Source organism: Devosia sp. 1566, assembly GCF_004005995.1.
Taxonomy (GTDB): domain Bacteria; phylum Pseudomonadota; class Alphaproteobacteria; order Rhizobiales; family Devosiaceae; genus Devosia.
In genome coordinates, this window is the sequence record NZ_CP034767.1 from 243,055 (window position 1) to 269,510 (window position 26,456).

Consider the following 26,456-nt stretch of genomic DNA (forward strand, 5'->3'; position numbering starts at 1 on the left):
GCAGCCGTTATGCGGCGCGGCGGCGGAGGCAGGTGGAGCCGGCTGATCGCGAACGCCATCTGCACCTAGATTGGGAAACCAGCAAGCAGCTTGGCTCAGCCCAGGCAGGCAAAGGGTATTCAAGCTAGCAGTTTCGCTCGGCCTATGCAGGCAAAGGGGATCAAGGAGATGGGCGACTGGGATGGGGGGCGGGGTTCCGGCCCGGCAGAATTGTTGCGACACCCCGTTGCGCCGCCTGCCGGCATTGGCTAGGTTGCGCCCTGTTCAGCCGGGACTCCTGAGTCCCGCCCCACGGATGCACCCGTAGCTCAGCTGGATAGAGCGCTGCCCTCCGAAGGCAGAGGCCACACGTTCGAATCGTGTCGGGTGCGCCAGCCTTTCCCTTGGCATTTCAACGCCTCTGAGCGAGGCGAGCCAACAAATGCATCCTGGTTTGCAGCCGGTCACTAACTGGTCACACTAACAGGAGTACGCACCTCTGAAGCCCACTGGCAACTGCAGCTATGTCTTGCTGGCGGCCTGCGGAGCGGCGTCGCCACAATCCCTGAACCCAGTTTCACCCCGGACGCAGCGATCCTGCCTTTAGGCGCTCCGCTAAACTAGTGGCTGGCGTGTCGGCTGATTCTGGTCAACAGGCGATAGAGCGGCACCGTTACCAACAAGATGAACACTATGCGGACCAAGTGGAAGCACGTCACCGTAACGACGCCCAGCCCCAGCGACTTGGCCGTAATGCTCATCTCGGCAATGCCGCCGGGCGCGAGTGAAAGGATCAGCGTAGCAAGATCTATCGATGTCCAACTGCTGAGCAGTGCGGCGAACAGGCTCATGACGACAATAACAGCCAGTGTGCCGGCGATCGTTGCCGGCAAGAACCGACGGGCCGCCAGCAACTTGTCACGTTGGAACCGAGCCCCGAGGCTGCCCCCGATCAGAAGTTGGCTGAGGGTAAATGCCCAACCGGGAACCGCAACTTCGGCAATGCCCGAATAAGCCACGAAGATGCCGGCAACCAAGCCACCCAGCAGCCAGGCATTGGGGATATGGAGCCGCCCCAAGAGCAGCGATGCCAGCATGGCCGCGACCGTCACCGCCGCCAAGGCATGAGGTGCGAAGGGAACAGGTGCTGCGGCCACCGGCACGGTGCCATGCCAGCCCATCAGGCCAAGCCCTGCGGGGACCAGGAAAACAACCAGCAGAACCCGCAAGGTTTGGGCGAGACCGACCAGGGCACTGTCCCCTCCATACCGCTCAGCGAGCACCGACATTTCGGCGACGCCCCCCGGCGTGGTGGAAAAGAACGCCGTGGTTCGGTCCACTTTGCCAAGCCGGGTGACCAAGGCCATCATGGCCAAGCCACTGGCCACCGACATCACCGCCGCGGCCAGGATCAGGGCGGAGTAGGCCACCATCTGGTCGACTGCCGCCGGAACAAAATTGAGGCCGATGGCGATGCCGGCAATGACCTGGCCAGTGCATCTGAGTGCGAGATGAAGGCCGCCGCCGCCCTGGATCAGCGTGGCGATAGCCGCGCCGAAAATGGCCCCAATAAGGGCACCGAGCGGAACTTCGAGATATTGCAGGAGCAATCCGCAACATGCGGCGGTCAGCAGTATCACCAGGCTGGGTAACCGTACCAGTTCATGCTCCTGCAAAGTTATCGAGGCCTGTGGGCCACACAGGCTCCCGCGGGCAACACCTGCGCCTGCTAGGCGGCGCGGCCGTTGCGCAGAATGGCGTCAACAATGGCTTGCGAGGCTCGGCTCCCGGAAGCCGTACCGCCAACGTCGCTGGTTCGGGTGTCGGCGCTGGAGAGCACTTCGTTGACCGCGGCTTCCATGGCAGCTTCCGCCTGCAGGAGATCGGAACGGCCGTGTTTGGCGCCAAGCCAGCCGAGCAGCATCGCGCCGGAGCGGACCATGGAAATGGGATTGGCCTTGTCCTGCCCCACAATGTCAGGCGCCGAGCCATGCGAGGCATTGGCCATGGCGTGGTTCTCGCCGGCATTAACACCACCGCCCAGACCTAAACCACCGGCCAAAGCGGAGCAGAGGTTGGAGATGACGTCGCCAAACAGGTTGGTCATCACCAGAACGTCGTAGCGCTCGGGGCGCTGGTAGACGTCAGCATTGAGGGCGTCCACGATCATCGAGTTGCAGGTCACGTCGGGATACTCGGCGGCCACCTTCATACACTCGTCGTAGAACAGCCCGTCGGTCATCTTGAAGATGTGCTTCTTGCTAACGATGGTAACAAGGTTACGGCGGCGGCGGGCCCACTGGAACGCTGAATGGGCGATGCGGTTTGAGGCATGCGCGGTGATTTTCCGCACCGAAAGGGCCACGCCTTCGACGGGCATCATCTCGCCATAGCCCTGGAACATGTTGCGATCCGGATAGAAGCCTTCCGAGTTTTCCCGAACCACAAGGACATCCAGACCGGCGCGCGAATTGGGCACGCTGTCGTGGGATTTGGAGGGGCGCAGATTGGCGTAGAGGTCGAGCTCGTGGCGGAACTTGCCCGGCACATTGATGCCGCCTTCAGCCAGCGGAGGATAGCCGCCATTGTCGCACGGCCCCAGCAGAATGCCATCGGCAGCAATGGCCGCCTGATAAACCTCGTCGCGCAGCGTGGTGCCGTGCAGACGCAGGCTCTCGTGGCCAACCTCATAGGTTTTGAAGTCAAGCCCAAGCTGAAAGACATCGCTGGCGGCTGTCAAAGCCCGCACGGCCGCCTGGCTGATTTCGGGACCGATATGGTCGCCAGGGAGCACCGCAATGGTGAGTTTGGACGTCATGGAAGACCTCTGTCGTAAAGGATTGGGGGCAAGGCTGCCTGTCCAGGCTAGGCTTGTCGGGCGCTGCGGAAGCGCAGGGCCATCGGCACGAGCACGGCGCCCAGAGCGATGATCATGAGCGTGACGGCAATGGGATGGGTCGTGGGGTTGTAGAAGACGGACAGATCACCCTGGCTGATCGCCAGGGCCCGGCGCAGGTGCTGCTCGGCCATAGGCCCGAGGATAAGCCCGACAATGCAGGGGGCGACCGGTATATTCAGAACCCGCATGCCAAAGCCTGCGAGGCCAATGAGCCAGAGCAAGGCGAGGTCGAACACGCTGTTGTTGACACTATAAACGCCCAGCGTCGCGAAGATCAGGATGCCGGCATAAAGCCAGGGCCGCGGAATTAGCAGCAGTTTCACCCAGAGGCCGGCTAGCGGCAGGTTGATCAGCAGCAAGAATAAATTACCGATATAGAGGCTGGCGATCAGTCCCCACACCAATTGGGGATTGGACGCGAACAGGAGTGGTCCTGGCTGGAGGCCGTATTGTTGGAACGCGGCCAGCATGATGGCGGCAGTGGCCGAGGTGGGTAGCCCCAATGCCAGCAATGGTGCCAATACGCCTGCTGCAGAGGCATTGTTGGCAGCTTCCGGACCGGCAACCGCTTCGATAGCTCCGTGGCCAAACTGCTCTGGATTTTTGGACAGCCGCTTTTCAACGGCATAGGATAGGAAGGTTGGGATTTCGCTGCCACCGGCGGGCAGTGCGCCGATCGGGAAGCCGATGAAAGTTCCACGCAGCCAGGGCCGCCAGGAGCGCTTCCAATCTTCCCGCGACATCCAGACCGATCCGTGAATCTTGTAGATCTCTTCCTTCTGGAAGCGGTGACGCGACGCCTGGAACAGGGTTTCGCCGACGGCAAAAAGGCCCACCGCGACTATTACCACCCCCACACCATCGAGCAGTTCGGGGAAATTCATCGTCAGCCGGGCGACACCGGTCTGGCGGTCGGTTCCAATCAGGCCGAGCGCCAACCCAGCCAGAAGGCTGGCAAAGCCCAGCACGGCTGACTGGCCCAGCACGGCCGTCACCGTGATGAAGGCTACGACCATCAATGCAAAATACTCGGCAGGTCCGAACATCAGCGAGAAACGAACCATGAGTGGCGCCACAAACGTGAGCAGCAGGGTCGCGATGGTGCCAGCGATAAACGAGCCAATCGCCGCAGTGGCGAGAGCCTGTGCGCCACGGCCCTGGCGAGCCATGGCATGGCCGTCGATTGCGGTGACGATGGAGCCCGACTCGCCGGGAGTGTTGAGCAGGATTGAAGTGGTGGAGCCGCCATACATGGCGCCGTAGTAAATGCCCCCGAACATGATGAATGCCGCGGTCGGCTCGAGGCCGGCCGTAACCGGCAGGAGCAGAGCAACCGTTAAGGCCGGGCCAATACCGGGCAGCACCCCAATAGCGGTGCCGACGAGCACGCCGATGGCGGCCCAGATCAGGTTGCCGGGAGCCAGCGCGACCAGAAAGCCATCCAGCAGGAATTGAAGGGTATCCATCGGTCAAGCTTCTTGATTGTGCTGGCTGGCGATGGCGGCGAACTCAGTAGCTGAAATAGTTGTCAATGATCCACCCTCCTGGAAGCGAGAGACCGAGCAGGTTGTTGAAGATGAAAAACGAGAGCACGCCGATGATCAGCCCTACGGGAACGTTGATCCACTGACGCCGCTCGCCAAAGGCTGCGGCGGCCGCCGTGAAGGTGATGGCGCTGCAGATGACCCAGCCCGCCGTTTCGAGCAGGAAGAAACTGACCATGAGGCCACCAAGAACGATCAATACCGGCAAGAATTGCAGCTCGAGCCATCCACTCTCATCGATCGCGCGGCGAAATGCCTTGAAGACAAGGGCAATGCCATTGAGTGCCAAGGCAGCGGAGATCAGGAGGGGAAAGAAAGTCGGCCCCAGAACGGCTTGCTGCTGGATCGGCTCGTGCTGCAGCGTCTCGATGCAAATGGCCAAAGCCAGCAGCATCAGGAACGCCCCCAACAACGCGTGACCCATGCGCAGCTTGCTGATAGCTTGCATCGCGTGAAATCCCCATTGGTATCATTCAGGTGCCGTTAGCGCGCCCCGTATAACGGGGGCACGGCAGTCATCCGGCCGATGGTGCGGGAGAATGGACCGCAGCACTTGCGCCTGCGGTCCATTGGGTCAGAGCAGACCGAGTTCCTTGAACAGCAGTTCCACACGGGCCTCTTCGGTCTTGAGGAATTCTGCGAACTCTTCGGGCGGCATGTAGATATCCTGCCAGCCACGCTGATCGAGGGCCGCTTGCCATTCAGGAGTTGTCACCATCTTGGCGACTGCAGCCTCAAGGGCAGCGCGTTCTTCGCCCCTGGGATCCTTGTTGGAAACGACGGCGCGCCAGTTGACCAACTGCACGTCATATCCCTGCTCAACAAAAGTCGGGATATCAATGCCTTCGATCGGCTCGGGTGCACCGATAGCAAGCGCACGCAACTCGCCGCTCTCGATTTGGGATGCCAGTTCGCTGTAGCCGCCGGTGCCGACTGTCACGTGGCCGCCCATTACTCCCGACAGCATTTCGCCGCCTGAGGTTAGCACGATATAGTTGATCTGCTTGGGATCCATGCCGGCCGCCTTGGCCAGCAGGCCATACATCAAGTGATCCGAGCCTCCGGGGCCCGAGCCACCCCAGGAGATCGAACCCGGATCGGCCTTGAACTGGGCAATCAGGTCATCCAGCGTTTTGAAGGGGGAGTCCGCCTTGACCACGATAGGCTGATATTCGCCGCTCAGCATTGCTAGCGGATAGGTGTCGTCCAGGGTGACCTGAGACTTGTTGGTCAGTACGGCACCGACAAGCGAGAGGCCGATCATCAGAATGCTTGGATTGCGCTTGTTGCCGTTGACGTAGTTGGCCAGACCAATCGTGCCGCCCGCGCCGGGCTGGTTTTCGACCTGAATACGGGTGGCAAGCTCGTATTGCTGGAAAATAGACTGGGTGATGCGGGCGTTCTGGTCATAACCGCCGCCAGCGCCGGCCGGGGCGATAATTTCCAACCGTTCGAGCTGGGCAAAAACGGGGCTCGCGGAGAGCGCGAGAGCGCCCGCGGTTAGCATGGCAACGAAAAGTCTCTTCATTATTTTTCCTCCGGTTTAGATAGGCTTCGGACGGCGGCGGTCCTCCCCGCAGCCGTCAGTGGGATCAAGCGAGGGCTGCCATACGGGTCTTTTCCTCGGCCAGCTTTGCAGCCAGCAGGACGGCACTTGCAAGCGCACCCGGCCGGGCAACGCCTTGTCCGACAATATCGAAGGCAGTGCCGTGCGAGGGCGTTGTGAACACCGTCTCCAGCCCTGCCGTCACGGTGACCCCGCGATTAAAGCCTTTCAGCTTCGTCGCGATCTGGCCCTGGTCATGATACATCGCCACGACGCTGTCGAATTCGCCAGCGAAGGCGCGCACGTAAACTGTGTCGGCGGGGAATGGCCCCGAGGCGTTGATGCCGCCCGCCTTCACCTTTTCGACGGTAGGGCGGATCAATTCGATCTCGTCGCGCCCGAATAGACCGTTCTCGCCCGCATGTGGGTTCAGTGCAGCTACGGCGATGCGAGGGCTAGCAAAGCCTGCGCGGCGCAGCATGGTGTCGACCAGGGTAATGGCGTCGGTGATGCTCTCTTCATTGATCTGGTCCAGCGCTTCGCGCAGCGAGGAATGACCCGTTACCCGGCTCATCCACTGGTTGTCCAGCACGTTCATCTCGGAAAAATACGTGGTGTGGCCAAGCAGGTGTGCAAACATCTTGTGCTCGTCGGCAAACTTCCAGCCGCCATCGAACATGGCGCGTTTGTTGAGCGGCGCGAAGGTGATGCCATCGACCTTGCCTGCCTTTGCCAACTCGATGGCGGCAGCCAGCGTATCACCAGTCAGCTTGCCGCTGAGCGGGCTCGCAATACCGGGGGGCAGTTGTGCAGGATCGGTATTACCGAGATCGATCAACGGCACTGCAGCCTTTGACCAATCGGCTTCCGCTAAGTCGGCTATCTTGACGAGGGGGAAGCTGACACCAGCTTGCGTCATACCCAACTCGATGACGCGGGCATCGCCGACGAGAACAATGCGAGCAACCTGTTGAATGGCGCCTTCTGCCAGCACTTTGGCTGTGATTTCAGGGCCAATGCCAGTGCAGTCGCCGGCAACCAGAGCAATGATAGGGAGAGTATTTGGCACGTGGTGGTCCTCCAGTACTGGCGCTGCGAAGGTGTCCGCTGCACCTCTGGCGGAGGGTCAAAGCGCGTTCCTTTGCCGTTTTATAGACGGGCGCTTGGAGTCGTGAGACACTGTTCTCCTCATAAGGTGATGCAATTTCGGTATGAACGTACAAATCAGCTGGCTGATGGACTTCATTGCGGTCATGGAGTTCGGCGGTTTCTCTAGGGCCGCTGAACGGCGCCACGTCACCCAGCCGGCGATTAGCAGGCACATCCTCGCACTGGAAACTTGGATCGGCACAAAGCTGTTTGAGCGCAGCACCCATTCAGTCACCCCGACCCCTGCCGGCCTCGCGTTCAAACCAGTTGCCGAAGACATCCTGCAGCGGATCGAGATGGGCCGCCAAGTTGCGCTCGACACTGCCTTCTCAACGACTGAATCGGTCCAGTTTGCCAGCACGCACGCGTTGTCGCAGACGTTCTTTCCCAAATGGATCAAGCGAGTTCAGTCAGAGGAAGAAGGGATCGTGGTGCAGTTGTTTGCCGCGAACCTGGCAATTTGCGAGCGCATGCTGGTGGATGGGGGCGCGCATTTTCTTCTGGCCTATAGCCACCCCGGCATGGCCGAGCGGACCCTGACCAACCGATTCCAGTCCCTCACTTTGGGGTACGAGGTGGTTGTACCGGTCAGTGCCCCGGTTGAGCTTGGAGCGAGGCAGCCGCGGCACCAACTCCCGGGCTCGACTGAGACCCCTGTGGCCCACCTAACCTATCACCCCGGATCTGGTCTCGGCCGGATTGAGAGTCATCACCTTGCGACCTTGCCCGAGCCCCCTCAACTAACTCAGGCTTTTGTCGGCCCAGCGACGCTGCTGGTTGAGATGGCACGGGACGGGCTTGGCATGACTTGGGCGCCGATGGTGCTGGTAGAGCATGACCTTGATGCGGGCCGCCTTGTTCGCGCTGGCGATAGCCGTTTCGATATCCCGATCGAGATAAAGCTGTTCCGGCCTAAGGCCAGGCTACGCTCGAGCGCGGAACGGTTCTGGGCACTTGCGAAGCGGCAGTTGACGGGGCCAAAGCTCCCTGATCTCAAATCGGGAAAATTCTAGCGCATTGCAGCGGATAAAGCTCCTGTCACCCCGTTATGGTGCGCCGCCGGCCGATATATCGTCGATGGTGGCAGTTGCTGCCGCCTTTGGTCTGCAGGAAAAGGTTAGGCCTCTGTACTTGCCGTGAATAAACAGAACCACACCGCCGCTTACGGCGTGACGGCTACCTTGAGAACGCCGTCGCGCTGATGGCTGAAGAGGTCGTAGGCCTCCACGATGTCATCGAGCCGGAAGCGGTGGGTGACGAGTGGCGTGAGGTCGGCGCGCTTGAAGGCGATGACATCCATGAGCCTGGCCATCCGCTCCTTGCCGCCGGGGCAAAGCGTAGTGACGATGCTTTGATTGCCGAGCCCAGCCGCAAAGGCATCGAGCGGTATGGTCAGATCGGTGGAATAAACCCCGAGCGAAGACAAGGTCCCGCCGGGGCGCAGGCTGCGCAGCGCCCCTTCGAAGGTTTGCTGCCGACCCAGCGCCTCGATCGCGACATCGACCCCGCGGCCATCGGTGAGCCGCATGATTTCTTCGGCGGGATTGACCTTGCTGAAGTCGACGATGTCGTCGGCACCAAGCTGGCGGGCAATCTCCTGCCGTGCCGGCACACTTTCCACCGCGATGATGCGGGTTGCTCCCATCAGCTTGGCCCCGACAGTTGCACAAAGACCGATCGGCCCCTGGGCAAAAACGGCGACGGTGTCACCGATACGCACTTTGCCGCTTTCGGCGCCGGAAAAGCCCGTTGACATGATGTCGGGGCACATCAGCACCTGTTCGTCGCTGAGATGATCGGGAATGGGCGCCAGGTTGACCATGGCGTCGGGCACCAGCAGATATTCGGCCTGGGCGCCATCGATCGTATTGCCGAAGCGCCACCCGCCCATCGCCTTGAAACCGTGCTTGGTGTCGGGCCCATCTTGCGAAAGGCAGCCGCAAAGACAGGCCATGGAGTGGCCCGAAGGGGTGATGGCACCGGCAATCACGCGCTGGCCCTCACTGAAACCCTGCACGGCCGAACCGAGCTTTTCGATGATGCCGACCGGCTCATGGCCGATGGTCAGCCCTTTGGCGACGGGATATTCACCCTTGAGGATGTGCACGTCCGTGCCGCAGATGGTGGTCATGGTGATGCGGATCAGGGCGTCGAGCGGGCCCACATCTGGAACGGGTTTGGACTCGAGCTCGATCCGTCCCGGCTCAACGAACACCGCCGCCGTCATTTGGGGGACCTGCGTCTTGCGCGACGGCGCGGCGACCGTGGATGGGCTTGAGCTGGCAGCGACATCATCGTCCATGGCACTTCTCCCCTTGTGGTCTGCCAAAATAGCGTGGACGGGGGGTAGGAGCTTGATCGCCGTCAATTTTGGCGAAGGTTTCCCAGGAGCGGCCATGGATCAAGGGGCGTGCGGTAAGGACATCACCCTCATGGGGCACATTGCTTGTGGGCAGTGTTTCGGCACCCAAACGGATGTTCGAGGCGCCGCTGGTTCTGCTTATCTCCGTAGAACGCAAGAAACAGACAGTCGCTACTCAAGCCCGCAAGCGCTCGACTGATGAAGTGAACTTGACCCAAACCGGATGCGGTCACTGGGCGACATAGTCCGGCAACTGGAGCAGATCGTCCTCTGCAAGGTCGGCGGTCAGGTTCGCTCCGGAGATGGATATGGTTCTCCACTCCACGGTGAACTGCCGGTCGGTGCCTGCACCCTGTCGATCTACGACAAGGGCTTGCACCCGACCGTCAGCGGTTATCAGCACATTGGAAATGTCGCCGAGCGCCTGGCCGGATTTGCCGAGCAATGGCCTGCCGATGAGCAGATCGGCCTCCGCCGTCAGGTCCGTTACGCGCAAGACCAGCTCGTGCATGTTGGACGCGGCTGCCTGCCGATCGGTATCCAACAGCAGGCGAGCGGTATCGACCTGCTTGGACAGACTGGTCGCCAGCTCCAGCGGAACATAGCCGGGTAATGACTGGTCCAGCTGCTCGAGGCTGACGTCGAACTCCTCGAGGGCGTTCCTGGCGGACCGGAGCGCGTCCTCAGGCCCGGTTTCGTCCTCGAGGTCCAGCTTGTGGGCCGCGCGCTCGAGTTGGATCCGGGCCTCCTTCATCAGCTGCTGGGCTTGACCGCCTTGTTCGGGCGGCTGCGTTTCGGTACGGGCCTCCTCCGGCAGGGTTACCCCGTGTACTTTGGCTGAACCCACGGGCTGCGGTGCTTGCGCCCAAACGGATGAGGGCAGGCCGCAAAGCATCACGGCGAGTAGGACGGCTTGGTATTTGCGCAAGTGTGGGCCGATCTGCGTGTTAGCATGCGGTCCGGCGCCGAGCGCCGGACCGCGGCAGGCAAGGCCTGCACGGGATGACCGCAACGCTTGATGCCGGTGATCGTTGCCAGCCGAGTGATACCCGATGAATAACGGGCAAAGGCCACTCGCTCCCGTGAGTTCAAGCAGCGCAGGCTTGCGGCGTTCATACAATCTTCAGGAACGAGGGCGCTCTTGGCGCTTAGGGCGTTATCGTCCGCGAACTAGGAATATAGATGCGAATTACTCAACCCATTCTCGGTGCCGTGCTGGCTGGCGCAATCCTTTTTGGAACGGCAGCTGCGGCGCTCGCCGCACCGGCAGTAGCGACGACAAACGTCAACGTCAGAACAGGCCCCGGCACCGGCTACGCAGTTGCCGCCACGCTCAAGCGCGGCGAACGCGTCAATGTTGAAGGTTGTCGCGCCGGCTGGTGCTATGTCAGCAAAAGAGGGCCGGCTGGCTGGGTCTCCTGGCAATACCTGGCAGAGTCGAGCCGCCCGACACGTCCTTCGCCGACGTTTAAATCCGACTTCGGCAGCCCGCCCCGATTTGAGGCGCCCCGCCGCCATGACCCGGTCCGGCCAGGCGCAAGCCGTCCTGGTCCCCACAGGCCCGGCGACGATGGTCCCGGCCGTCCCGGTAGCAACAACGGTCCTGGGAATGCAGGCCCGGGTAAAGATGGGCCCGCAGGACATGGCAACAACGATGGCCGCGGCAACAGCAGGCCCGGACCGAACAGTGGCCCCGGCCCTGGCACATCCAACGGGCAAAAGCCCTGTGCGATAGGTGCCCCGGGCTTCCCTTTCTGTCGTTAGACACCACTGCTTGAAGGTCCGCCACGGCGGACCTTTTCCGTGGCGAGAGTGGAAAGGTCCTGGGGCCAATTGAGACCGGAGTAGGAGCGTAGGCAGGCCCCGCTAGAAGCCCACATACTCCTGAGCAATCAAGCTGCCGCAGAGCGCTTCATTTCGGGAACCACGGCGTCAACGAACTTGTCCATCGTTGCTTCTCCAAGATCCACGGCCTTTGCGCCTTCGCCATGAATGATCGTCACGTCCGTGATGCCGAGAACGTTGAGTATGGACTCAAGATATCGCGGCGCAAAATTGAGGTGCTCGATTGGTGAGGCGGCTCCATAGATTCCGCCGGACGCGATGATCACAGTGGCCTTTTTGCCGGTCAGCAGACCCTTGCCATCAAATCCGAGCGTCAACCCCTTGCGCACGATATGGTCGATCCAGGCCTTGAGACTGGCGGGGATATTGTAATTGTAGACTGGCGTGGCAATGACCAACTCGTCGGCCGCAAGCAGTTCCTCAACCAAAGCATCTGAGAGACGAAGCTGCGCTGCCATGTCCGGCGTATGAGTATTCGGTGGGGTGAAATAAGCCGATAGCCACGGCATGGTAACATGGGGCAGGGCAGCTACTGCCAAGTCGCGCGTTACCACTTCCCCATCCTGGTTCAAGAGCCGCCAGTTAGAGACAACGCGCTTCGTAAGCTGGCGGGAAATCGACGCCTCACCGCGCGGGCTGGTTTCGACAACGAGAATTTTGGGCATTGAAGTTGGTCCTCGAGTTTGGCTGAGACAGCCGGAAATTCGAGGCAGGTTTAGTGCCCTTGCCTTCACAGCAGGAGCGATAATAAACTGATAAAAACCATCGGCTGGAGAGATGGACATTGATCGGCAATCTCAGTCTCGACCAGCTACGTATCCTGGTTACCATCGCGGATGCCGGCAGCTTTTCCGCCGCTGGGCGGCAATTAAGCCGTGCGCAATCGGCAATTAGCCAATCTGTGGCGACTTTGGAAGCGGCGCAGGGCGTATTGCTATTTGACCGCAGCGGCCATCGCCCGCGCTTGACGGAAACCGGCCGGGTGTTGGTCAGTCAGGCGAGGACGGTGTTGTCGAGCGCAGCACGCTTTGAAGCCGTAGCCGCTGGCGCCCGAGGCGGGATCGAGCCCGAGCTGGCTCTGGCTATCGACCCACTTGTGCCCACTGGCCCGCTCATCGAAAGTTTGCGCGCCCTACATCAGGCCTATCCGCATCTCCCCATCAGTTTCTCCACCGAAGGCCTTGGCGGGGCCCTGCGCCGTTTGCGCAACGGCGACGTTGCGCTGGCGTTTTGCCTTTTGCTGCCGGTTGTGCCCCCTGACGTGGTGGCTTCATCATTGTTTCGCGTCGCGCTTACGCCGGTCGTCGGGGCCGAGCATCCCTTAGCCAGGCTCGATCGGCCCGCAACTTGTGCCGACCTGGAAAGCCACATCCAGCTCGTCCTTTCCGATCCGGTTGAGCGCGATGCAAACAACTACGGCCTGACGGGCGCTACACCCTGGCGTTTCGTCGATCTGGGGCGCAGGCTGGACTTCCTCCTGGCCGGGTTCGGCTGGTGCCGAATGCCCGAACATCTGATTGCCGACCATGTCGCAGCAGGAGATTTGGTTCGCCTGGATCTGGCCGAAGATGCCCAGGCGCCCGGAGACGCGTTGACCATCTATGCCGCGCGGATGGTGGACAAAGTGCCCGGCCCGGCCGGGCAGTGGCTACTCAAGGATTTGCAGGCTCGACTGTCGCTCTGATGCTGTCGGGCAAGCCGTGGCTCCATTGCGGTTCAAGCTTGGAGGTGCTGCTATCGCCGATGCAGGCAGCTAAGATCCCCGTCGGTTTGCGGGGGCCACTCTTTAATCCGCAGATCACGAATGTGATCGAGAAGCGCCCGCAATTTTGGAGAGACCGTGCGTCTGCTAGGGAAGTAGATGAAGAAACCTGCGAAGGGCGGCAGCCAATCGTCCAGCACCGAAACCAACTCCCCTCTCTCCAAGTAGGGTTGGAAGGTTTCTTCGATGCCGAAGGTGATGCCGCCGCCCGCCAACGCCGTGCGAACCATCAACAACATGTCATTGGTCGTCACCTGAGGTTGCACGGCAACGTCGAAGGCCTGACCGTCCCGCTCGAATTCCCACCGATAGGGCGCAGATTGTGGATGCGGCCTCCAGCCGACGCATCGATGATTGGTGAGTTCTTTGGGATGCTGGGGCCAACCGTATTTCTCGAAATACTTCGGCGATGCTACGGCCACTTGCCGTTGCTGTCCGGTCACTGGAATGGCGACCATGTCCTTTTCGATCACCTCACCGAGACGGACACCAGCGTCGTATCCTGCGGCAACGATGTCGAATTCATCGTCCGAGACCGTCACGTCCAACGTGATGTTCGGATAAGCTTCCGCGAATGAAGCGATGAGAGGGCCCGAGAGGAACCGCTCGGCGATGGAGGTGGCGGTGATCCGCAAAAGGCCCTTGGGCGCTCCAACCGCGTCCATCGCAGTCTCTAGGGTGGCTGTGATCTCGGCCAGGTGAGGGGCAACTCCCTCAAGCAGCTTTTCTCCAAATTCCGTCAAGCGGACGCTTCGTGTCGAACGCTGAAACAAGGGCTGAGACAAGATGTCTTCGAGCCGCTGAATGCCCTGGCTCACGGCAGAGCGCGTGACGCCGAGCCGGTCGGCAGCGGCCCGGAACGTGCCGCCCTCGGCGACGGCCACAAAGACACGCAAAAGGTTCAGATCAATGGCCATTGGTTAGCAAGGCTAACCTCAGCATAGGGCAGAAGGCAAATTGTGTTTGCGGACTAAATTGCCATTCTTCAGGCCGACGGCAGCGTGGACAGACCGATCGGGGACTCGCCGTTGCCACCACAAGCGGGAAGAAGGAGAACACCATGGGTCGCGAAGGCAAAGTCATTCTGATCACCGGGGCCAGCAGTGGCATCGGCGCCGGTATCGCCCGAGAACTGGGAGCAAGTGGGGCCAAGCTTATGCTCGGCGCCCGCCGAACGGACCGGCTCAAGGCCTTAGCAGAGGAAGTCAGGGCGAATGGCGGTCAAGCCGAGTTCGCTGAACTCGACGTCACCGACCGCGAGGGCATGGCGCACTTTGCCCAGACTGCGCTGGGCAAGTGGGGGCGTATCGATGTGCTCGTCAATAATGCTGGCGTAATGCCCCTTTCACCGCTCGATGCTCTCAAGGTCGATGAGTGGGAGCGCATGATCGACGTCAACATCAAAGGTGTGCTTTGGGGTATTGCGGCGGTGCTGCCCGCGATGAAGGCGCAAGCATCGGGTCAGATCATCAATGTCGGCTCAATAGGCGCGCTCGCCGTCACTCCGACCGCTGCGGTTTATTGCGCAACCAAGTTCGCGGTACGCGCCATCTCGGATGGTCTCAGGCAGGAGAGCGACACAATCCGGGTGACCTGCGTCAATCCTGGAGTCGTGGAATCCGAACTTGCATCCTCGATAACCGACCCAGCCACGGCAGAAGCGATGACCGAATGGCGGAGGATCAGCCTCCAGCCAGAGGCCATCGCCCGGGCGGTCCGGCACATCATCGAAGCGCCGGACAATGTCGACACCAATGAGATCACCATTCGGCCCACTGCGGCGGCGCACTGAGGAAGGCGAGGATCATGAGATTGGCGCCAACTTGCCTGGCTATGACTCTCGTCCTGGCCAGTACCCCGACATTTCCTCAAGACGGAGCAGACGCTATGCAGGCTCACCCCTATGTCGGCATGTGGGTTACGAAAGATGGATATGTCCGTCACCAACTGCTGCCTGATGGCCGATATGACGAAGCCCGGGGAAATCGCGAAAGTGCCTATCAGGGTCGCTATGAGATCGAGGGCGATCATATCGAGTATTGGGACGATACCGGTTTCACCGCCGATGGCGATTTCCTCGATGGTGTTCTCCATCATGGCGGAATGGTGCTTTACCGCCGCTCCGAGAACTGAGCCAGGTACGGCCGCCTCTGGGAGCCGCATCCGGCGCAGCAATCACCCATGTGTGGCTTTGGACTAGGGAGGTGATGCGGTAGGAGTGGCTCACCTCGAACGAGGAGCACGGCCTTGCCCGCGACCGACCGGCCTATCCTGCCGCCCCATGTTGAGCCCCATCGCAAGCCCTTATCTATCCTCCAGTCGGTGCGGGCTGCACGCCGCAACGTGCTCGAGATCATTCCCGCCATTGCTTATCAGCAACCTATAGTGTCGGGGCGAATGGGCGCGGCGCGCTGGCACATGGTGCAGGATCCGGCGTCCCTGCGGCGGATCTATCTCGACAATGCGGCCAACTACCCTAAGTCCGAAGTCATGCTGCGCATGCTTCGCCCAGCCATCGGCAATAGTCTATTCACCGCCGAAGGCGCCGACTGGCGTTGGCAACGCCGCGCCGTCGCGCCGGTTTTTGCGCAGCGCAATGTTACAGCACTCGCGCCAGTGATGACGGCAACCGCGGAACGCGCCGCACAGCGGCTGCACACGGCAGGGCCGCATGCCGAAATGCTGGGAGAAATGCTGACCGCTACCTTCGACGTCATCTGCGAGGTCGCCTTGTCGGGCCGTGAGCATTTCGATGCACGAGCCTATGGCGCGGCCATCATTCGGTATTTCGAGACCGCCGGACGGGCATCGCTTCTGGACTTTCTGCGCGTCCCCAGCTGGTTTCCGCGCCCAGGAGAACTGCTGGGGTATAGCGCCGTCCACACCATGCACGACATGGTCGCCAAAGCCATCGAGGCTCGCCGCGAGCAAGCCACCGGTCAGGCTGATGATCTACTCGATTTCATGCTCAAGGCCAATGATCCGGAAACCGGGCGCACAATGTCGCCTCAGGATGTGCTGCACAACATGCAGTTCTTCATCGTCGCGGGCCACGAAACCACCGCGCTCGCGCTCAGCTGGGCCTTGCAGCTCCTGGCCATCTCCCCTCAGATCCAAGAAGAAGCCAGCGCGGAGGCACGGAGCGTTCTTGGCGATCAGCCTGCAAGGCTTGATCATCTTGAAGCCATGCCGCTCGGCCGCCGCATTCTTGAGGAATCCATGCGGCTTTATCCACCAGTGGGGTTGCTGGCCCGCGAAGTGCTCGCCAGCGACCGTTTGGCGGGCCGCGATATTTACGCCAATGACGTGATTTTCCTGCCGCTCTATGCGCTGCATCGCCATGCCATGCTGTGGGAAAATCCTAACGTTTTCAACCCGGACCGCTTCCTGCCCGAACAGGTCAAGGCCCGTGATCGCTATGCCTATCTACCCTTTGGTGCAGGCCCGCGCGTTTGTGTCGGCGCCAATTTTGCCATGATGCAAGCGCAGATTATTTTGGGGACCCTACTGTCTCGTTTCCACTTCGGCCCGGGCCCGCGTGCGCTGCCTTCCCCGACCATGCTGATGACCGTTCGTCCCGACACGGGGATCAACCTGCGTGTGACACCGCGGCATGCATGAGGCACGGACTAGCCGCCCTTTGCATAGCAGAACACCAATGTCACGACGCACGCCGACCACGTTTATCGCAGCCGCAATCTGTACCGCGCTCTTGTGGGCAGGGCCTGCTCAGGCGGCTGGCGAAGCCGCGCCTGACTTCGAGCTGTGCAAGTCGCAGCTGGAGCTCTTAATCTCAGGTGGGAAGTTGACGTCGGACGAGGCTGAGGCCTTCAAGGCGCAGTGCGACTGCCTCGCCGAAAAGGTGCACGAGCAGGTGAGCAAGGACGAGCTTTCCTGCGTGCGCGACTGGTAAAGCGCTGGCGTTGGCACCCGCGGCAGCATGGAAATTCGCTCTCCGACAGGCTCGAGCCTGTCCAGGCGCTGGCGGAATGGCTGGTCGGACTGGCGTGGCGGCTGCATATCTGGCACGACCTGCCTTATTGTCTGGCTGCGGCCCATGCAGATCCCTCCGGTTCGTTGAACGACTCTTGTCGGCCAATTATCGAGGAAACCGGGCGCTTGTTGCAGGCCGCCCGGGCGGAGCACCGAGCGGTCGCCGATGTTGCCGCCGACGAGGTGTTCGAATTGGTTCTCGCCTTGTCCTGGGCGATTGATCGCTATGGGGATACCGAGGAAATGGCGCGTCGTCGGGTGCAGTTGGGGACCGCCGGCGTCTTTGTGCAACCCGACCTGCAGGGCGAGCGCTAACAGCCTGCCTTGGCGACATCGAGCACTGCCCGAACAGGTCGGCAACACCGCCGATTTGCGCTAAGTCGTTGTTCGGCAGACTAGTCGCGAGTGAGAATATGACCATGCAGCAGACTGTAGAAAGCGCCTTGGAGCGTGCGGGTGCGGGTCGCTTTCAGTGGCACCTGCTCGGCATTTTTGGGCTGGTCTGGGCGGCCGATGCCATGCAGGTCCTCGCTGTCGGGTTCACCAGCGCGTCCATCGCCGCGACCTTCGGCGTGTCCGTACCCGAAGCGCTACAGACCGGAACGCTATTTTTCCTGGGCATGCTGATTGGCGCAAGCCTGTTCGGACGGCTCGCCGACCGCTTCGGCCGCCGCCGGGTGCTGCTGGTCACGGTGATCTGCGATGCCGTGTTTGGCCTTCTGTCGGTATTCGCACCCAACCTTGCCGTGCTGTTCCTGCTGCGGTTCCTGACCGGCGTGGCCGTGGGTGGAACGCTGCCGGTGGACTATGCCATGATGGCCGAGTTCCTGCCGGCCAAGAACCGTGGTCGCTGGCTGGTGATGCTGGAAGGGTTTTGGGCCGTGGGGATCGTCGCGGTGGCGGTGGCGGCCTGGGCCGCCAGCATCTTTGTGACGAGCGATGCCTGGCGCTGGATTTTTGCCGCCACCGCAGTTCCTGCGCTGATCGGTATCTTCCTGCGCTTTTGGGTGCCCGAATCCCCGCTGCACCTGCAACGCACCGGCCAGGATGCGCAATTGCGCCGGACCCTCAACCGCGTGCTGCGCACCAATGGCAAGCCGGAGCTGAGGCAAGACCAGACCTTGGCGCCCCATGTGGTGGCGACCGGCGGCAGTTTGTTCTCGCCCACGCTGCGCCGACGCACATTGGCCATTCTGAGCGTCTGGTTTCTGGTGTCGATCTCGTATTATGGCGTGTTCACCTGGCTCCCCGGTCGCCTTGCCGAAGAGGGCTTTGGCTATGTGCGCGGCTATGGTTTCCTGGTCATCGTCGCCTTGGCGCAGTTGCCCGGCTATGCCTTGGCCGCCTATGGCGTGGAAGCGATCGGCCGCAAGCCGACGCTGATCGGCTTCCTCCTGCTCAGCGCCGCGGGCTGCGCCTTGTTCTTCCTTGCCGGCAGCCCGGTGCTGATCGGGGGCGCCATCCTGCTCATGAGCTTTGCGCTACTGGGCACCTGGGGCGCGCTTTATGCCTTCACGCCCGAGCTGTTTCCCACGGCGCTGCGCGGCACGGGCATGGGGGCCGCGGGGTCGGTTGCGCGGTTTGGCGGCTTGCTAGCACCATCGGCCCTGGCTGTTGTGATCGCGCAGGATTTCTCCCTGGCAGTAGCGCTGTTCGCGGGCCTCCTCATGCTTGGCGCCGTTGCCGCCTTGTTCGTTGATGCCGAAACCCGCGACGCGGTTCTCACCTAAACTTGTCCACTGCAAAGTGCTGGAGAGTGCCCAGCATTAGCGTTTTGTTAACCATGAAATCCCTTGATGCCGGGGAAGCTCAACCCCGAATTGGAGTCGACGAATGGCCGAGGGCGGCGCGCACATCATTGCGGTTGGGAATGAAAAGGGTGGCTCGGGCAAATCGACCACGGCGCTGCACTTGGCTGTTTACCTGCTGCATCAGGGCCATCGCGTCGCGACCATCGATGTGGATAGCCGCCAGCAAACGCTGACGCGCTATATGCGCAACCGGCGCAACACGGCTGACACCAGCGGCCGTGACATCCTCATGCCCAAGCATGTCCATCTTCCCACCGCTTGGGGCGATTCCGTGAGCGAGAACCAGCGGGTGGAGCTAGACATCTTCAACCGGGCCATGGATGGACTGCGCGGTGAGGTCGATTTCGTGGTTATCGACACGCCCGGATTTGACGGCAATCTCGCGCGCCTTGCCCATGGCGCCGCAGACACGCTGGTGACGCCCATCAATGACAGCATGATCGATCTCGACGTTCTCGCCCGCATCGATCCCAAAACGGGCGAGCCGCTCGAGGCGAGCCCTTATTCGCGCAATGTGCAAAAAGCGCGGGCGGAGCGCCAGCAACGCTCGGGCCGAAGCATAGACTGGGTTTTGGTGCGCAACCGCGTCTCCAATCTAAGTTCACACAATGCCAGCCGGGTGCAGGACACAGTGGAGCGCCTGGCGCAGGGTCTGGGCTGCCGCGTCGCCGATGGCATTGCCGAGCGGGTTATTTTCCGTTCGCTGTTTTTAAGCGGCATGACGGTGTTCGATCCGCTCGATGCAGGCCTCCTCGGCGGGGCACCGTCGATATCGCATGTCAATGCTCGCCACGAATACCGCGCGCTGGTTGCTGCCCTCCAGCTACCTGAACGCCGCTCACTGCAGCTTTCTGCATAAAGCGGCACGGTCCGGTCCCTGCTGCCTGGTTAAAGCGCCAGTACCCTCTCCACTTCAAGCGATTGGCGAAGCCCCATCGCCGCGCCGATCGCGATGATGATAGGCTGGCTCAGATCCAGCTGCGCCATGTCCGAAGGGGCGTCGGCAAGGGACGAGTGCACGATGACTTGCCCCGGTCGGCTGATATTGCTCGCCAGGACCATGGGCGTTTGCGCCGGCATGCCGTGGCGCAGCAAGCCATCGACGAGTGTCGAGCAGGTGCGTCCGGCCATGTAGTAGATATGGGTGGTCGATGAATCCGAGAGTGCCGGCCAGTCAAAGTTCTCCGGCAGCTGCCCATTGCGGGCATGGCCAGTGACGAAGCGTACGGATTGGGCGCAATCGCGGTGCGTGAGCGAGAGCTTGAGTTCGGACGCAAGCGCCAGCGCGGTGGTGATGCCAGGAACCACGTTCACGGCTACGCCCGCAGCCTCAAGCTCGGCGATCTCTTCGCCAGCCCGACCGAAGATCATCGGGTCGCCTGACTTGAGCCGCACCACGTGACGCCCTGCCTTGGCGAGGGCAATCATGGTGCGGTTGATGTCTTCCTGCCGGCAGCTTTCCCGGCCACCGCGCTTGCCCACCAGGATGCGCTTGGCTTCCCGGCGGGCCAGTTCCAGCACCTCGTCGGAAACGAGATCATCAAAAAGGATGACATCGGCCGCCTGGAGCGCCCGCAAGGCTTTGATTGTGAGAAATTCGGCATCGCCCGGGCCCGCCCCGACCAACGTCACGCCCCCGCCTTGTGCGCCCCGAGCCTGGTTGATCCAGTCGTCGATCTTGGCGTGTTCCGGGCTCGTGCGGAAAGCCTCGTCGGCCAAACGCTGCCAGAACCTGCGCCGTTCGGCTCCGGGCTGGAGCAGGTCGGTGGCGCGTTGGCGCACCCGCCGAGCCAGCCCCGCCCACTCGCTCAGCGTGGCCGGCAGCATGGTTTCGATGCGCTGACGCACTGCCTGACCGAGGATCGGGGCAGCACCGCTCGTCGAGATACCGACCACCAGCGGTGAGCGATTGACCACGGACCCAAACTGGAAGTCGCAGAAATCGGGTTTGTCGATGACATTGACCGGCACGCCCAGGCGGCGTGCCGCAGCGGCGAAAGCGGCGGCTTCCGCCTCGTCCTCGCAATCGCCCACGGCCATGGCGTAGTCCTGCCAATCGGCGGCGCTCCAATGGCCTGGGACAAGTCTGACCTGACCGGTTTCGGCCAGAGCGGTCATTTCCTCGCAGAGTTCGGCTGGCCGTGCATGGACTTCCACCTTGGCCCCGGTTGCGGCCAGGAGCTCGGCTTTCCAGGCGGCCGCCTCCGAACCACCGGCAAGCAGGACGCGCTTGCCGGCGAGACGGTAAAAGACCGGGAGAACGGCCAGTGGAGCCAGTCGCGGCCGGGGAGCAGGGCTGGGTTGGCGTGGAACGATGTGCATCTGCGCCTCCCCTTTACTCGGCCGCGATGGCATTGACGTCGATCTCGCGCAGCAATGCTTCGGGCTGCTTGCGCGACGGGGCGGTGCGGCTATGGGTGGCGTAAAGGGTAAGGCCCACAAAGGTCAGCCCGCCCACCAGATTGCCGACAACGGTGGGGATCTCGTTCCAGACCATGTAATCCCAAAAGGAGAACTGGCCGCCCAGAAGAATGCCCGAAGGGAACAGGAACATGTTCACGATGGAATGCTCAAAGCCCATATAAAAGAACAGCATGATGGGCATCCACATGCCGAGCACCTTGCCGGTCACCGAGTTGGACATCATGGCCGCAACGACGCCTGTTGAAACCATCCAGTTGCAAAGAACGCCGCGGATGAAAAGCGTCAGCATGCCCGCAGCGCCGTGTTCGGCATAGCCAAGGGTGCGGCCTTCCCCGATATGGCCGATGCGTTCGCCCACCGCATCGGGTGCCTGGGAAAAGCCGAAGGTGACGACCACCGCCATCATCAGCGCCACGGTGAGAGCGCCCGCAAAATTGCCGGTGAACACCAGCCCCCAATTGCGCAACACGCCGCGCATTGTCACCCCGGCGCGCTTATCGATCAGGGCCAGCGGCACCAGCGTGAACACGCCGGTCAGAAGATCAAAACCCATGAGGTAAAGCAGGCAAAAGCCGACGGGGAAGAGAATGGCACCGGCTAGCGGCTGGCCGGTCTGCACGGTGATGGTGATGGCAAAGGACGCGGCAAGCGCCAGAATGGCGCCGGCCATGAAGGCGCGGATCAGCGTGTCGCGCGTCGACATGAACACCTTCATCTCGCCGGCGTCGATCATCTTCTTGATGAAGTCTTTGGGGGCAACATAGTCCATGATGTTCTCCTGAAGGGTGCGGGTGAGATTGGCGGCGGTCAGGCTGCGGTGGTGGCGCGCAAACAATGCGCGTCAATAAGGATGCGGCCGTTGTGGAGGCGCAGTGGATAGGTGCGGACGGCGCCCGCGTCGGCGCCCTGGGCTATGCCGGTTTCGAGCGAAAAAACCCAATTGTGCAGCGGACAGGTGACCTGCGCGCCGTGGACGATGCCCTGGCTCAGCGGTCCGCCCTTGTGCGGGCACTGGTCATCAATGGCGAAGACCTCGTTTTCGGCGGTGCGGAAAACGGCGATCTTGCCCAAGGCGGTCTTGAGGCAACGGGCGCCCCGCGCGGGAATGTCGCCGAGGCCGCCAATATCGATCCAGTCGGTCATGGCGCTCACTCCGCCGCCTGCAGCATCTGGAAATCGGCCAATGCTGCAAATTCATGGGCATCCTTGCCGTTGACCCGCTCTTCCCAAGGATCGATCTGGGCGAATTTTTGGGAATAAACGAAGCGCTCGAACAGCTGCCGCCGCCTGGAAAGGTCCTCCACCACATGGGCCTTGATGGAAGCAGAGCCGACGCGCTTGGCCCATTTGTAGATGCGCTCGAGATAGCGGCCCTGCTCGCGATAAAGCTGGGTCAGGGCGGCGATGATTTCGACGGTCTCGTCTTCGGTCTTGGCGTGGCAGAGGATTTCGGTGCCCTTGATGTCGAGACCTGCGGCGCCGCCAAAATGGATCTCGTAGCCGGAGTCCACGCAGATGACGCCGATGTCCTTGCAAGTGGCCTCGGCGCAGTTGCGCGGACAGCCCGAGACCGCCAGCTTGAGCTTGGCCGGGGTCCAGGAGCCCCACATGAACTTTTCGATTCTGACGCCAAGGCCGGTGGAATCCTGGGTGCCAAAGCGGCACCAGTCCGAGCCGACACAGGTCTTGACCGTCCGCAGCCCCTTGGCATAAGCGGCGCCGGACACCATGCCGGCCTTGTTGAGATCCGCCCAGACGGCGGGCAGGTCCTCCTTCTTGATGCCGAGCAGATCGATGCGCTGGCCGCCGGTAACCTTGACCGTGGGCACGTTGAACTTGTCGGCCACGTCGGCAATGGCGCGCAGTTCGGCCGCGTTGGTGATGCCTCCGAACATGCGGGGCACCACCGAATAGGTGCCGTCCTTCTGGATGTTGGCATGCACGCGCTCGTTGATGAAGCGCGACTGGGCATCGTCCTCGTATTCCCCGGGCCAGTTGGCCACGAGATAGTAGTTGAGGGCGGGACGGCATTTGGCGCAGCCGCAGGAGGTTTTCCAGCCCAATTCCTGCATCACCGCGGGGATGGATTTGAGTTCTTGCGCGACGATCAAGCGGCGCACTTCGTCATGGCCCAGATCGGTGCAGGGGCACATGGGTGGGATCGCCGCCGGATTGTAGCGGTCGCCCAAGGTCGACATCAGCAGCTTTTCCACCAGCCCCGTGCAGGAGCCACAGGAGGCGGAGGCCTTGGTGTGGGCGCGGACCTCATCGAGCGAGGTCAGGCCCCGGGCGGCGATGGCACCGGTGATGGCGCCCTTGCACACGCCGTTGCAGCCGCAGATTTCGGCGTCAGCAGGGAGGCTCGCAACCGCAGCCAAGGGATCGACGGCAGCGCCGCCACCATAGCTTTGGCCATAGATCAGCGTATCGCGCATCGGGGCGATATCGGTGCCGCGCTTGAGAAGGTCGAAGAACCAATTGCCATCGGCCGTATCGCCGTAAAGCACCGCGCCCAGCACCCGATTGTCCCTGAGCACCACCCGTTTGTAGACGCCGGCCGCAGCATCGCGCAGCACGATCTCCTGGCGGTCGTCGGCCTCGGCGAAGTCGCCGGCCGAATAAAGGTTCACCCCGGTTACCTTGAGCTGCGTGGCGGTTTTGACCGGGCTGAACCGGGCCGGCACGCCGAGGAGAGAACTGGCCGCGACTCTGGCCATTTCATAAAGCGGCGCGACCAGGCCGTAGACTGTCTGCTGGTGCTCAACGCATTCGCCCACAGCGAGAATGTCCGGGTCGGAAGTGGCCATTGCATCGTTGACGACAATGCCCCGGGCGACCTCGATGCCCGCATCGGTCGCCAGCCGGGTTTCGGGTCGAATGCCGGCCGCCATGACCACAAGGTCTGCCGGGTAAACCGTGCCGTCCTCCAGCAACACGGCTTCCGCCCGGCCATTGCCCAGAATGGCCTTGGTTTGCGCCTTGCAGTGGACCTTGATGCCGCGTCCTTGCAGCTCGCGCTGCAAAAGATAGCCGGCGGCTGCATCGAGCTGCCGGTCCATGAGATGGGCCGCCAGGTGCAGCACCACCACATCCATGCCGCGCCCGCGCAATGCCGCCGCCGCTTCAAGCCCTAGCAGGCCCCCACCGATGACCACGGCCTTGGCGCCGGGTTGCCCGGCGATCGCCACCATGGCGTCTACATCATCGAGGTCGCGGAAGGCGCGGACGCCCGGCAGGTCTCGGCCCGCAATGGGAAGGATGAAGGGGGCTGAGCCCGTGGCGATAACCAAACGGTCGTAGCGGGTTTCGACGCCTTCGGCCCACACGGTCCTGGCTTGGCGGTCGATCCTGGTGACCGCCTGGCCGAAGCGGCATTGGACGCTATGGCTGGCGTACCAGTCTGGAGCGTGGGTCACGATATCTTCATAGCGCTTCTCACCGGCCAGCACCGGCGAAAGCATGATGCGATTGTAATTGCCCCGCGGCTCGGCGCCGAACAGGGTGACATCGAACCGGTCAGGCGCCGCCTCGAACAAATGTTCCAGCATCCGGCCAGAGGCCATGCCGGCGCCTATGATGACGAGTTTTTCGGCCATGTTCTTCCCATCGAGCTTGGGTCGTGATCGGACCCGGAAACCAAAAACGAAAACGCCGCCAACCAGCAGGACCCCCGTCGCAAGACGAGGCTTCTGAAGGTTGGCGGCGTTGCCAAAGATGTGGCGCCCTTCATTGGACGCCGAAGTCAATGCGCCGGAGCGCTCGCAAATGGTAGTGCAGGAAACGTGCCAAACAGTCGGGCGGCACAAGACGAACGCTGGATCAGGTGCTTAGCTGAACTGCGCCGGTTTGCGATAATCCAAGCACAGCCGCGCCTTTGCCCGGCAGTTCAGCCAGCTGCATCTTTCTTGGTCAACTTTGTTGGGCGGCAATGTAATCGTCCAGCCGGTCCGGATCGAACTGCGCCGCATCGAAAAACATATCTGGACCCAGCGTCAGGCGACCGCCGATCGCGCCCATTTCGGTCGGCTCGGCGAGGGCGCCTTCGATCTTGCTGCTCGCGCCAGGCACGGGCATGTTTATACCCGAAAGCGCGGCCCGGTAGAGGTCGGGCCGGTAGCTCGCTGCGGCACGCGCCGCATGCTCTGGCTTATGGGCGACCTGACCCCAACGCACCATCTGCGAGTAGAACCACAGAGCGTGGCTGACCCAGGGGAAGTTGGCCGCGCGGGAATAGGGCACGAAGAATTCGGACATTGCATGTTCCTTGCCCGCTTCGAATTCGAGCCGGCCCGTGATGGCCCGCAACAGCAGGTCCCCCTCCACACCCAGCCGGTCATCGCGCGCCAGCATGCCCGCCAGCGCCGAGTGGTTGGTCGGATCTTCGCACCAGCGTGCCGCTCGCGTCGCGGCGCGCAGCAATGCGGCGAGCTGTTCGGGGTAGCGCTGCGCCCATTGCAGCCTTGTGCCCAGAACCTTGTCGGGGCTCATTTGCCAGATCTGCCCCTTGGTGGTGACAATGCGCCCGACCCCGCGCGCGACAGCCATCGAGCCATAGGGCTCCCCGACGCAAAAACCATCGGTGCGCTTGGCTGCGAGGGCATCAGCCTGGAGGGGCGGGGGCACGATGACAATGTCGACCTGACGATCGGGGTCGATACCTGAAGCGGCCAGCCAGTAGCGCAGCGCATAATTGTGGGCGCTTTCCGGATGCACCACCGCCAGGCGCAAGCGCGGCTCGCCCGCGCGGTGCCGCCGCAAGACAACTTCGCGCAGTGCCGCGCCGACGGGCCCCGGCGAGCCATCTTCGGGCGCGCCAGCCTCGGCCATGGCGGCCCACACCGCCATGGACATGGTGATTGCGGCGCCGCCCAAGCCCAGCGCCATGGGTGCAATCACGGCGGCATCGAGTGGCGTTAGCCCCAGATTGGCGCTGATCGGCATCGGCCCCAGCATATGGGCGACGTCCAAATGTCCGATGGCGACGCGATCGCGGATATTGGCCCAGGAGGTTTCGCGCACCAGATGCAGGTGCAGCCCTTCGCTTTCGGCAAAGCCGAATTCTTCCGCGGCCAGCAGCACGGCGCTGTCGAGCAGCGGCACATAGCCGGCAACAATTTGGGTCAGGCCCATGCTGTGTCCCTC

Annotated in this window: 23 protein-coding genes and 1 tRNA gene; 9 read left to right on the forward strand and 15 right to left on the reverse strand. The window is 62.1% G+C overall.

The genetic code is table 11. The annotated features are described in order from the left end of the window. Window positions 1–297 precede the first annotated feature (297 nt). Window positions 298–374, forward strand: a tRNA-Arg gene (locus tag ELX51_RS01140). Between the two features lie 225 nt (window positions 375–599). On the opposite strand, the gene ELX51_RS01145 is transcribed toward ELX51_RS01140, so the two are convergent. From ELX51_RS01145 to ELX51_RS01170, 6 genes are all read right to left on the reverse strand, one after another. Continuing rightward, the gene (locus tag ELX51_RS01145; RefSeq protein ID WP_164854700.1) at window positions 600–1,619 is read right to left on the reverse strand and encodes an AbrB family transcriptional regulator; all 1,020 of its coding nucleotides are present in this window, start codon (window positions 1,617–1,619) and stop codon (window positions 600–602) included. Window positions 1,620–1,708: 89 nt separating this feature from the next. Further along, window positions 1,709–2,797: an isocitrate/isopropylmalate family dehydrogenase gene (locus ELX51_RS01150; RefSeq protein WP_127751790.1), complete on the reverse strand. Its 1,089-nt coding sequence runs from the start codon at window positions 2,795–2,797 to the stop codon at window positions 1,709–1,711. Between the two features lie 47 nt (window positions 2,798–2,844). Then, a complete protein-coding gene (locus ELX51_RS01155) occupies window positions 2,845–4,344 on the reverse strand; it encodes a tripartite tricarboxylate transporter permease (RefSeq protein WP_127751791.1) in 1,500 nt (499 codons plus the stop codon). Window positions 4,345–4,387: 43 nt separating this feature from the next. Further along, window positions 4,388–4,870: a tripartite tricarboxylate transporter TctB family protein gene (locus tag ELX51_RS01160; RefSeq protein ID WP_127751792.1), complete on the reverse strand. Its 483-nt coding sequence runs from the start codon at window positions 4,868–4,870 to the stop codon at window positions 4,388–4,390. Between the two features lie 126 nt (window positions 4,871–4,996). Further along, window positions 4,997–5,950 carry a tripartite tricarboxylate transporter substrate-binding protein gene (locus ELX51_RS01165; RefSeq protein WP_127751793.1) on the reverse strand — a complete coding sequence of 318 codons (954 nt, stop codon included), beginning with the start codon at window positions 5,948–5,950 and terminating at the stop codon, window positions 4,997–4,999. A gap of 64 nt (window positions 5,951–6,014) precedes the next feature. Beyond that, window positions 6,015–7,037 (reverse strand): 4-hydroxythreonine-4-phosphate dehydrogenase PdxA, encoded by a 1,023-nt coding sequence (locus ELX51_RS01170; protein ID WP_127751794.1) that lies wholly within the window; start codon window positions 7,035–7,037, stop codon window positions 6,015–6,017. 166 nt (window positions 7,038–7,203) lie between these two features. On the opposite strand from ELX51_RS01170, the gene ELX51_RS01175 reads away from it, so the two are divergent. Next, window positions 7,204–8,130 (forward strand): LysR family transcriptional regulator, encoded by a 927-nt coding sequence (locus tag ELX51_RS01175; protein ID WP_248305212.1) that lies wholly within the window; start codon window positions 7,204–7,206, stop codon window positions 8,128–8,130. 149 nt (window positions 8,131–8,279) lie between these two features. Here ELX51_RS01175 and ELX51_RS01180 read toward each other — a convergent pair whose 3' ends face one another. From ELX51_RS01180 to ELX51_RS01195, 3 genes are all read right to left on the reverse strand, one after another. Beyond that, complete coding sequence (locus tag ELX51_RS01180; RefSeq protein ID WP_206524723.1) at window positions 8,280–9,344, reverse strand: NAD(P)-dependent alcohol dehydrogenase; 1,065 nt, start codon at window positions 9,342–9,344, stop codon at window positions 8,280–8,282. A gap of 364 nt (window positions 9,345–9,708) precedes the next feature. After that, window positions 9,709–10,326 carry a PRC-barrel domain-containing protein gene (locus ELX51_RS01185; RefSeq protein WP_164854701.1) on the reverse strand — a complete coding sequence of 206 codons (618 nt, stop codon included), beginning with the start codon at window positions 10,324–10,326 and terminating at the stop codon, window positions 9,709–9,711. A 1,045-nt stretch (window positions 10,327–11,371) separates the two neighbouring features. After that, complete coding sequence (locus tag ELX51_RS01195) at window positions 11,372–11,989, reverse strand: NAD(P)H-dependent oxidoreductase (protein WP_127751799.1); 618 nt, start codon at window positions 11,987–11,989, stop codon at window positions 11,372–11,374. A 119-nt stretch (window positions 11,990–12,108) separates the two neighbouring features. On the opposite strand from ELX51_RS01195, the gene ELX51_RS01200 reads away from it, so the two are divergent. Continuing rightward, window positions 12,109–13,008, forward strand: a complete 900-nt coding sequence (locus ELX51_RS01200; RefSeq protein WP_127751800.1) for a LysR family transcriptional regulator — start codon at window positions 12,109–12,111, stop codon at window positions 13,006–13,008. A gap of 50 nt (window positions 13,009–13,058) precedes the next feature. On the opposite strand, the gene ELX51_RS01205 is transcribed toward ELX51_RS01200, so the two are convergent. Then, window positions 13,059–14,003: a LysR family transcriptional regulator gene (locus ELX51_RS01205; protein WP_127751801.1), complete on the reverse strand. Its 945-nt coding sequence runs from the start codon at window positions 14,001–14,003 to the stop codon at window positions 13,059–13,061. A 143-nt stretch (window positions 14,004–14,146) separates the two neighbouring features. Between ELX51_RS01205 and ELX51_RS01210 the strand changes: the two genes are divergently transcribed. The 6 genes from ELX51_RS01210 (at window position 14,147) to ELX51_RS01235 (ending at window position 19,749) form a co-directional block, all read left to right on the forward strand. After that, on the forward strand, window positions 14,147–14,878 hold the full coding sequence (locus ELX51_RS01210; RefSeq protein ID WP_127751802.1) for an SDR family oxidoreductase: 732 nt from the start codon (window positions 14,147–14,149) through the stop codon (window positions 14,876–14,878). Window positions 14,879–14,892: 14 nt separating this feature from the next. Next, complete coding sequence (locus tag ELX51_RS01215) at window positions 14,893–15,219, forward strand: Atu4866 domain-containing protein (RefSeq protein ID WP_127751803.1); 327 nt, start codon at window positions 14,893–14,895, stop codon at window positions 15,217–15,219. Window positions 15,220–15,333: 114 nt separating this feature from the next. After that, on the forward strand, window positions 15,334–16,707 hold the full coding sequence (locus ELX51_RS01220) for a cytochrome P450 (protein ID WP_206524678.1): 1,374 nt from the start codon (window positions 15,334–15,336) through the stop codon (window positions 16,705–16,707). A gap of 285 nt (window positions 16,708–16,992) precedes the next feature. Further along, a complete protein-coding gene (locus ELX51_RS20470; protein WP_348983131.1) occupies window positions 16,993–17,394 on the forward strand; it encodes a hypothetical protein in 402 nt (133 codons plus the stop codon). A gap of 104 nt (window positions 17,395–17,498) precedes the next feature. Continuing rightward, a complete protein-coding gene (locus ELX51_RS01230; protein ID WP_127751805.1) occupies window positions 17,499–18,809 on the forward strand; it encodes an MFS transporter in 1,311 nt (436 codons plus the stop codon). A 103-nt stretch (window positions 18,810–18,912) separates the two neighbouring features. Then, on the forward strand, window positions 18,913–19,749 hold the full coding sequence (locus ELX51_RS01235) for a division plane positioning ATPase MipZ (protein ID WP_127751806.1): 837 nt from the start codon (window positions 18,913–18,915) through the stop codon (window positions 19,747–19,749). Window positions 19,750–19,778: 29 nt separating this feature from the next. On the opposite strand, the gene cysG is transcribed toward ELX51_RS01235, so the two are convergent. The 5 genes from cysG to ELX51_RS01260 form a co-directional block, all read right to left on the reverse strand. Beyond that, entirely contained in the window at window positions 19,779–21,212 is a 1,434-nt protein-coding gene (gene cysG / locus ELX51_RS01240) for a siroheme synthase CysG (RefSeq protein WP_127751807.1), read from the reverse strand. 13 nt (window positions 21,213–21,225) lie between these two features. Beyond that, window positions 21,226–22,083, reverse strand: a complete 858-nt coding sequence (locus ELX51_RS01245) for a formate/nitrite transporter family protein (RefSeq protein ID WP_127751808.1) — start codon at window positions 22,081–22,083, stop codon at window positions 21,226–21,228. A 38-nt stretch (window positions 22,084–22,121) separates the two neighbouring features. Further along, a complete protein-coding gene (nirD, locus tag ELX51_RS01250) occupies window positions 22,122–22,457 on the reverse strand; it encodes a nitrite reductase small subunit NirD (RefSeq protein ID WP_127751809.1) in 336 nt (111 codons plus the stop codon). Between the two features lie 5 nt (window positions 22,458–22,462). After that, the gene (nirB, locus tag ELX51_RS01255; RefSeq protein ID WP_127751810.1) at window positions 22,463–24,910 is read right to left on the reverse strand and encodes a nitrite reductase large subunit NirB; all 2,448 of its coding nucleotides are present in this window, start codon (window positions 24,908–24,910) and stop codon (window positions 22,463–22,465) included. Between the two features lie 313 nt (window positions 24,911–25,223). Beyond that, window positions 25,224–26,444, reverse strand: coding sequence for a CmpA/NrtA family ABC transporter substrate-binding protein (locus ELX51_RS01260; protein ID WP_127751811.1), 1,221 nt, complete (start codon window positions 26,442–26,444; stop codon window positions 25,224–25,226). Window positions 26,445–26,456 lie beyond the last annotated feature (12 nt).

Excerpts from the sequence above, each read along its gene's own strand:
- ELX51_RS01150 (WP_127751790.1), bottom strand. The coding sequence starts at position 2,797 with ATGACGTCCAAACTCACCATTGCGGTGCTCCCTGGCGACCATATCGGT.
- ELX51_RS01155 (WP_127751791.1), bottom strand. The coding sequence starts at position 4,344 with ATGGATACCCTTCAATTCCTGCTGGATGGCTTTCTGGTCGCGCTGGCT.
- ELX51_RS01160 (WP_127751792.1), bottom strand. The coding sequence starts at position 4,870 with ATGCAAGCTATCAGCAAGCTGCGCATGGGTCACGCGTTGTTGGGGGCG.
- ELX51_RS01165 (WP_127751793.1), bottom strand. The coding sequence starts at position 5,950 with ATGAAGAGACTTTTCGTTGCCATGCTAACCGCGGGCGCTCTCGCGCTC.
- ELX51_RS01175 (WP_248305212.1), top strand. The coding sequence starts at position 7,204 with ATGGACTTCATTGCGGTCATGGAGTTCGGCGGTTTCTCTAGGGCCGCT.
- ELX51_RS01180 (WP_206524723.1), bottom strand. The coding sequence starts at position 9,344 with ATGACGGCGGCGGTGTTCGTTGAGCCGGGACGGATCGAGCTCGAGTCC.
- ELX51_RS01195 (WP_127751799.1), bottom strand. The coding sequence starts at position 11,989 with ATGCCCAAAATTCTCGTTGTCGAAACCAGCCCGCGCGGTGAGGCGTCG.
- ELX51_RS01205 (WP_127751801.1), bottom strand. The coding sequence starts at position 14,003 with ATGGCCATTGATCTGAACCTTTTGCGTGTCTTTGTGGCCGTCGCCGAG.
- ELX51_RS01210 (WP_127751802.1), top strand. The coding sequence starts at position 14,147 with ATGGGTCGCGAAGGCAAAGTCATTCTGATCACCGGGGCCAGCAGTGGC.
- ELX51_RS01215 (WP_127751803.1), top strand. The coding sequence starts at position 14,893 with ATGAGATTGGCGCCAACTTGCCTGGCTATGACTCTCGTCCTGGCCAGT.
- ELX51_RS01230 (WP_127751805.1), top strand. The coding sequence starts at position 17,499 with ATGCAGCAGACTGTAGAAAGCGCCTTGGAGCGTGCGGGTGCGGGTCGC.
- ELX51_RS01235 (WP_127751806.1), top strand. The coding sequence starts at position 18,913 with ATGGCCGAGGGCGGCGCGCACATCATTGCGGTTGGGAATGAAAAGGGT.
- cysG (WP_127751807.1), bottom strand. The coding sequence starts at position 21,212 with ATGCACATCGTTCCACGCCAACCCAGCCCTGCTCCCCGGCCGCGACTG.
- ELX51_RS01245 (WP_127751808.1), bottom strand. The coding sequence starts at position 22,083 with ATGGACTATGTTGCCCCCAAAGACTTCATCAAGAAGATGATCGACGCC.
- nirD (WP_127751809.1), bottom strand. The coding sequence starts at position 22,457 with ATGACCGACTGGATCGATATTGGCGGCCTCGGCGACATTCCCGCGCGG.
- nirB (WP_127751810.1), bottom strand. The coding sequence starts at position 24,910 with ATGGCCGAAAAACTCGTCATCATAGGCGCCGGCATGGCCTCTGGCCGG.
- ELX51_RS01260 (WP_127751811.1), bottom strand. The coding sequence starts at position 26,444 with ATGGGCCTGACCCAAATTGTTGCCGGCTATGTGCCGCTGCTCGACAGC.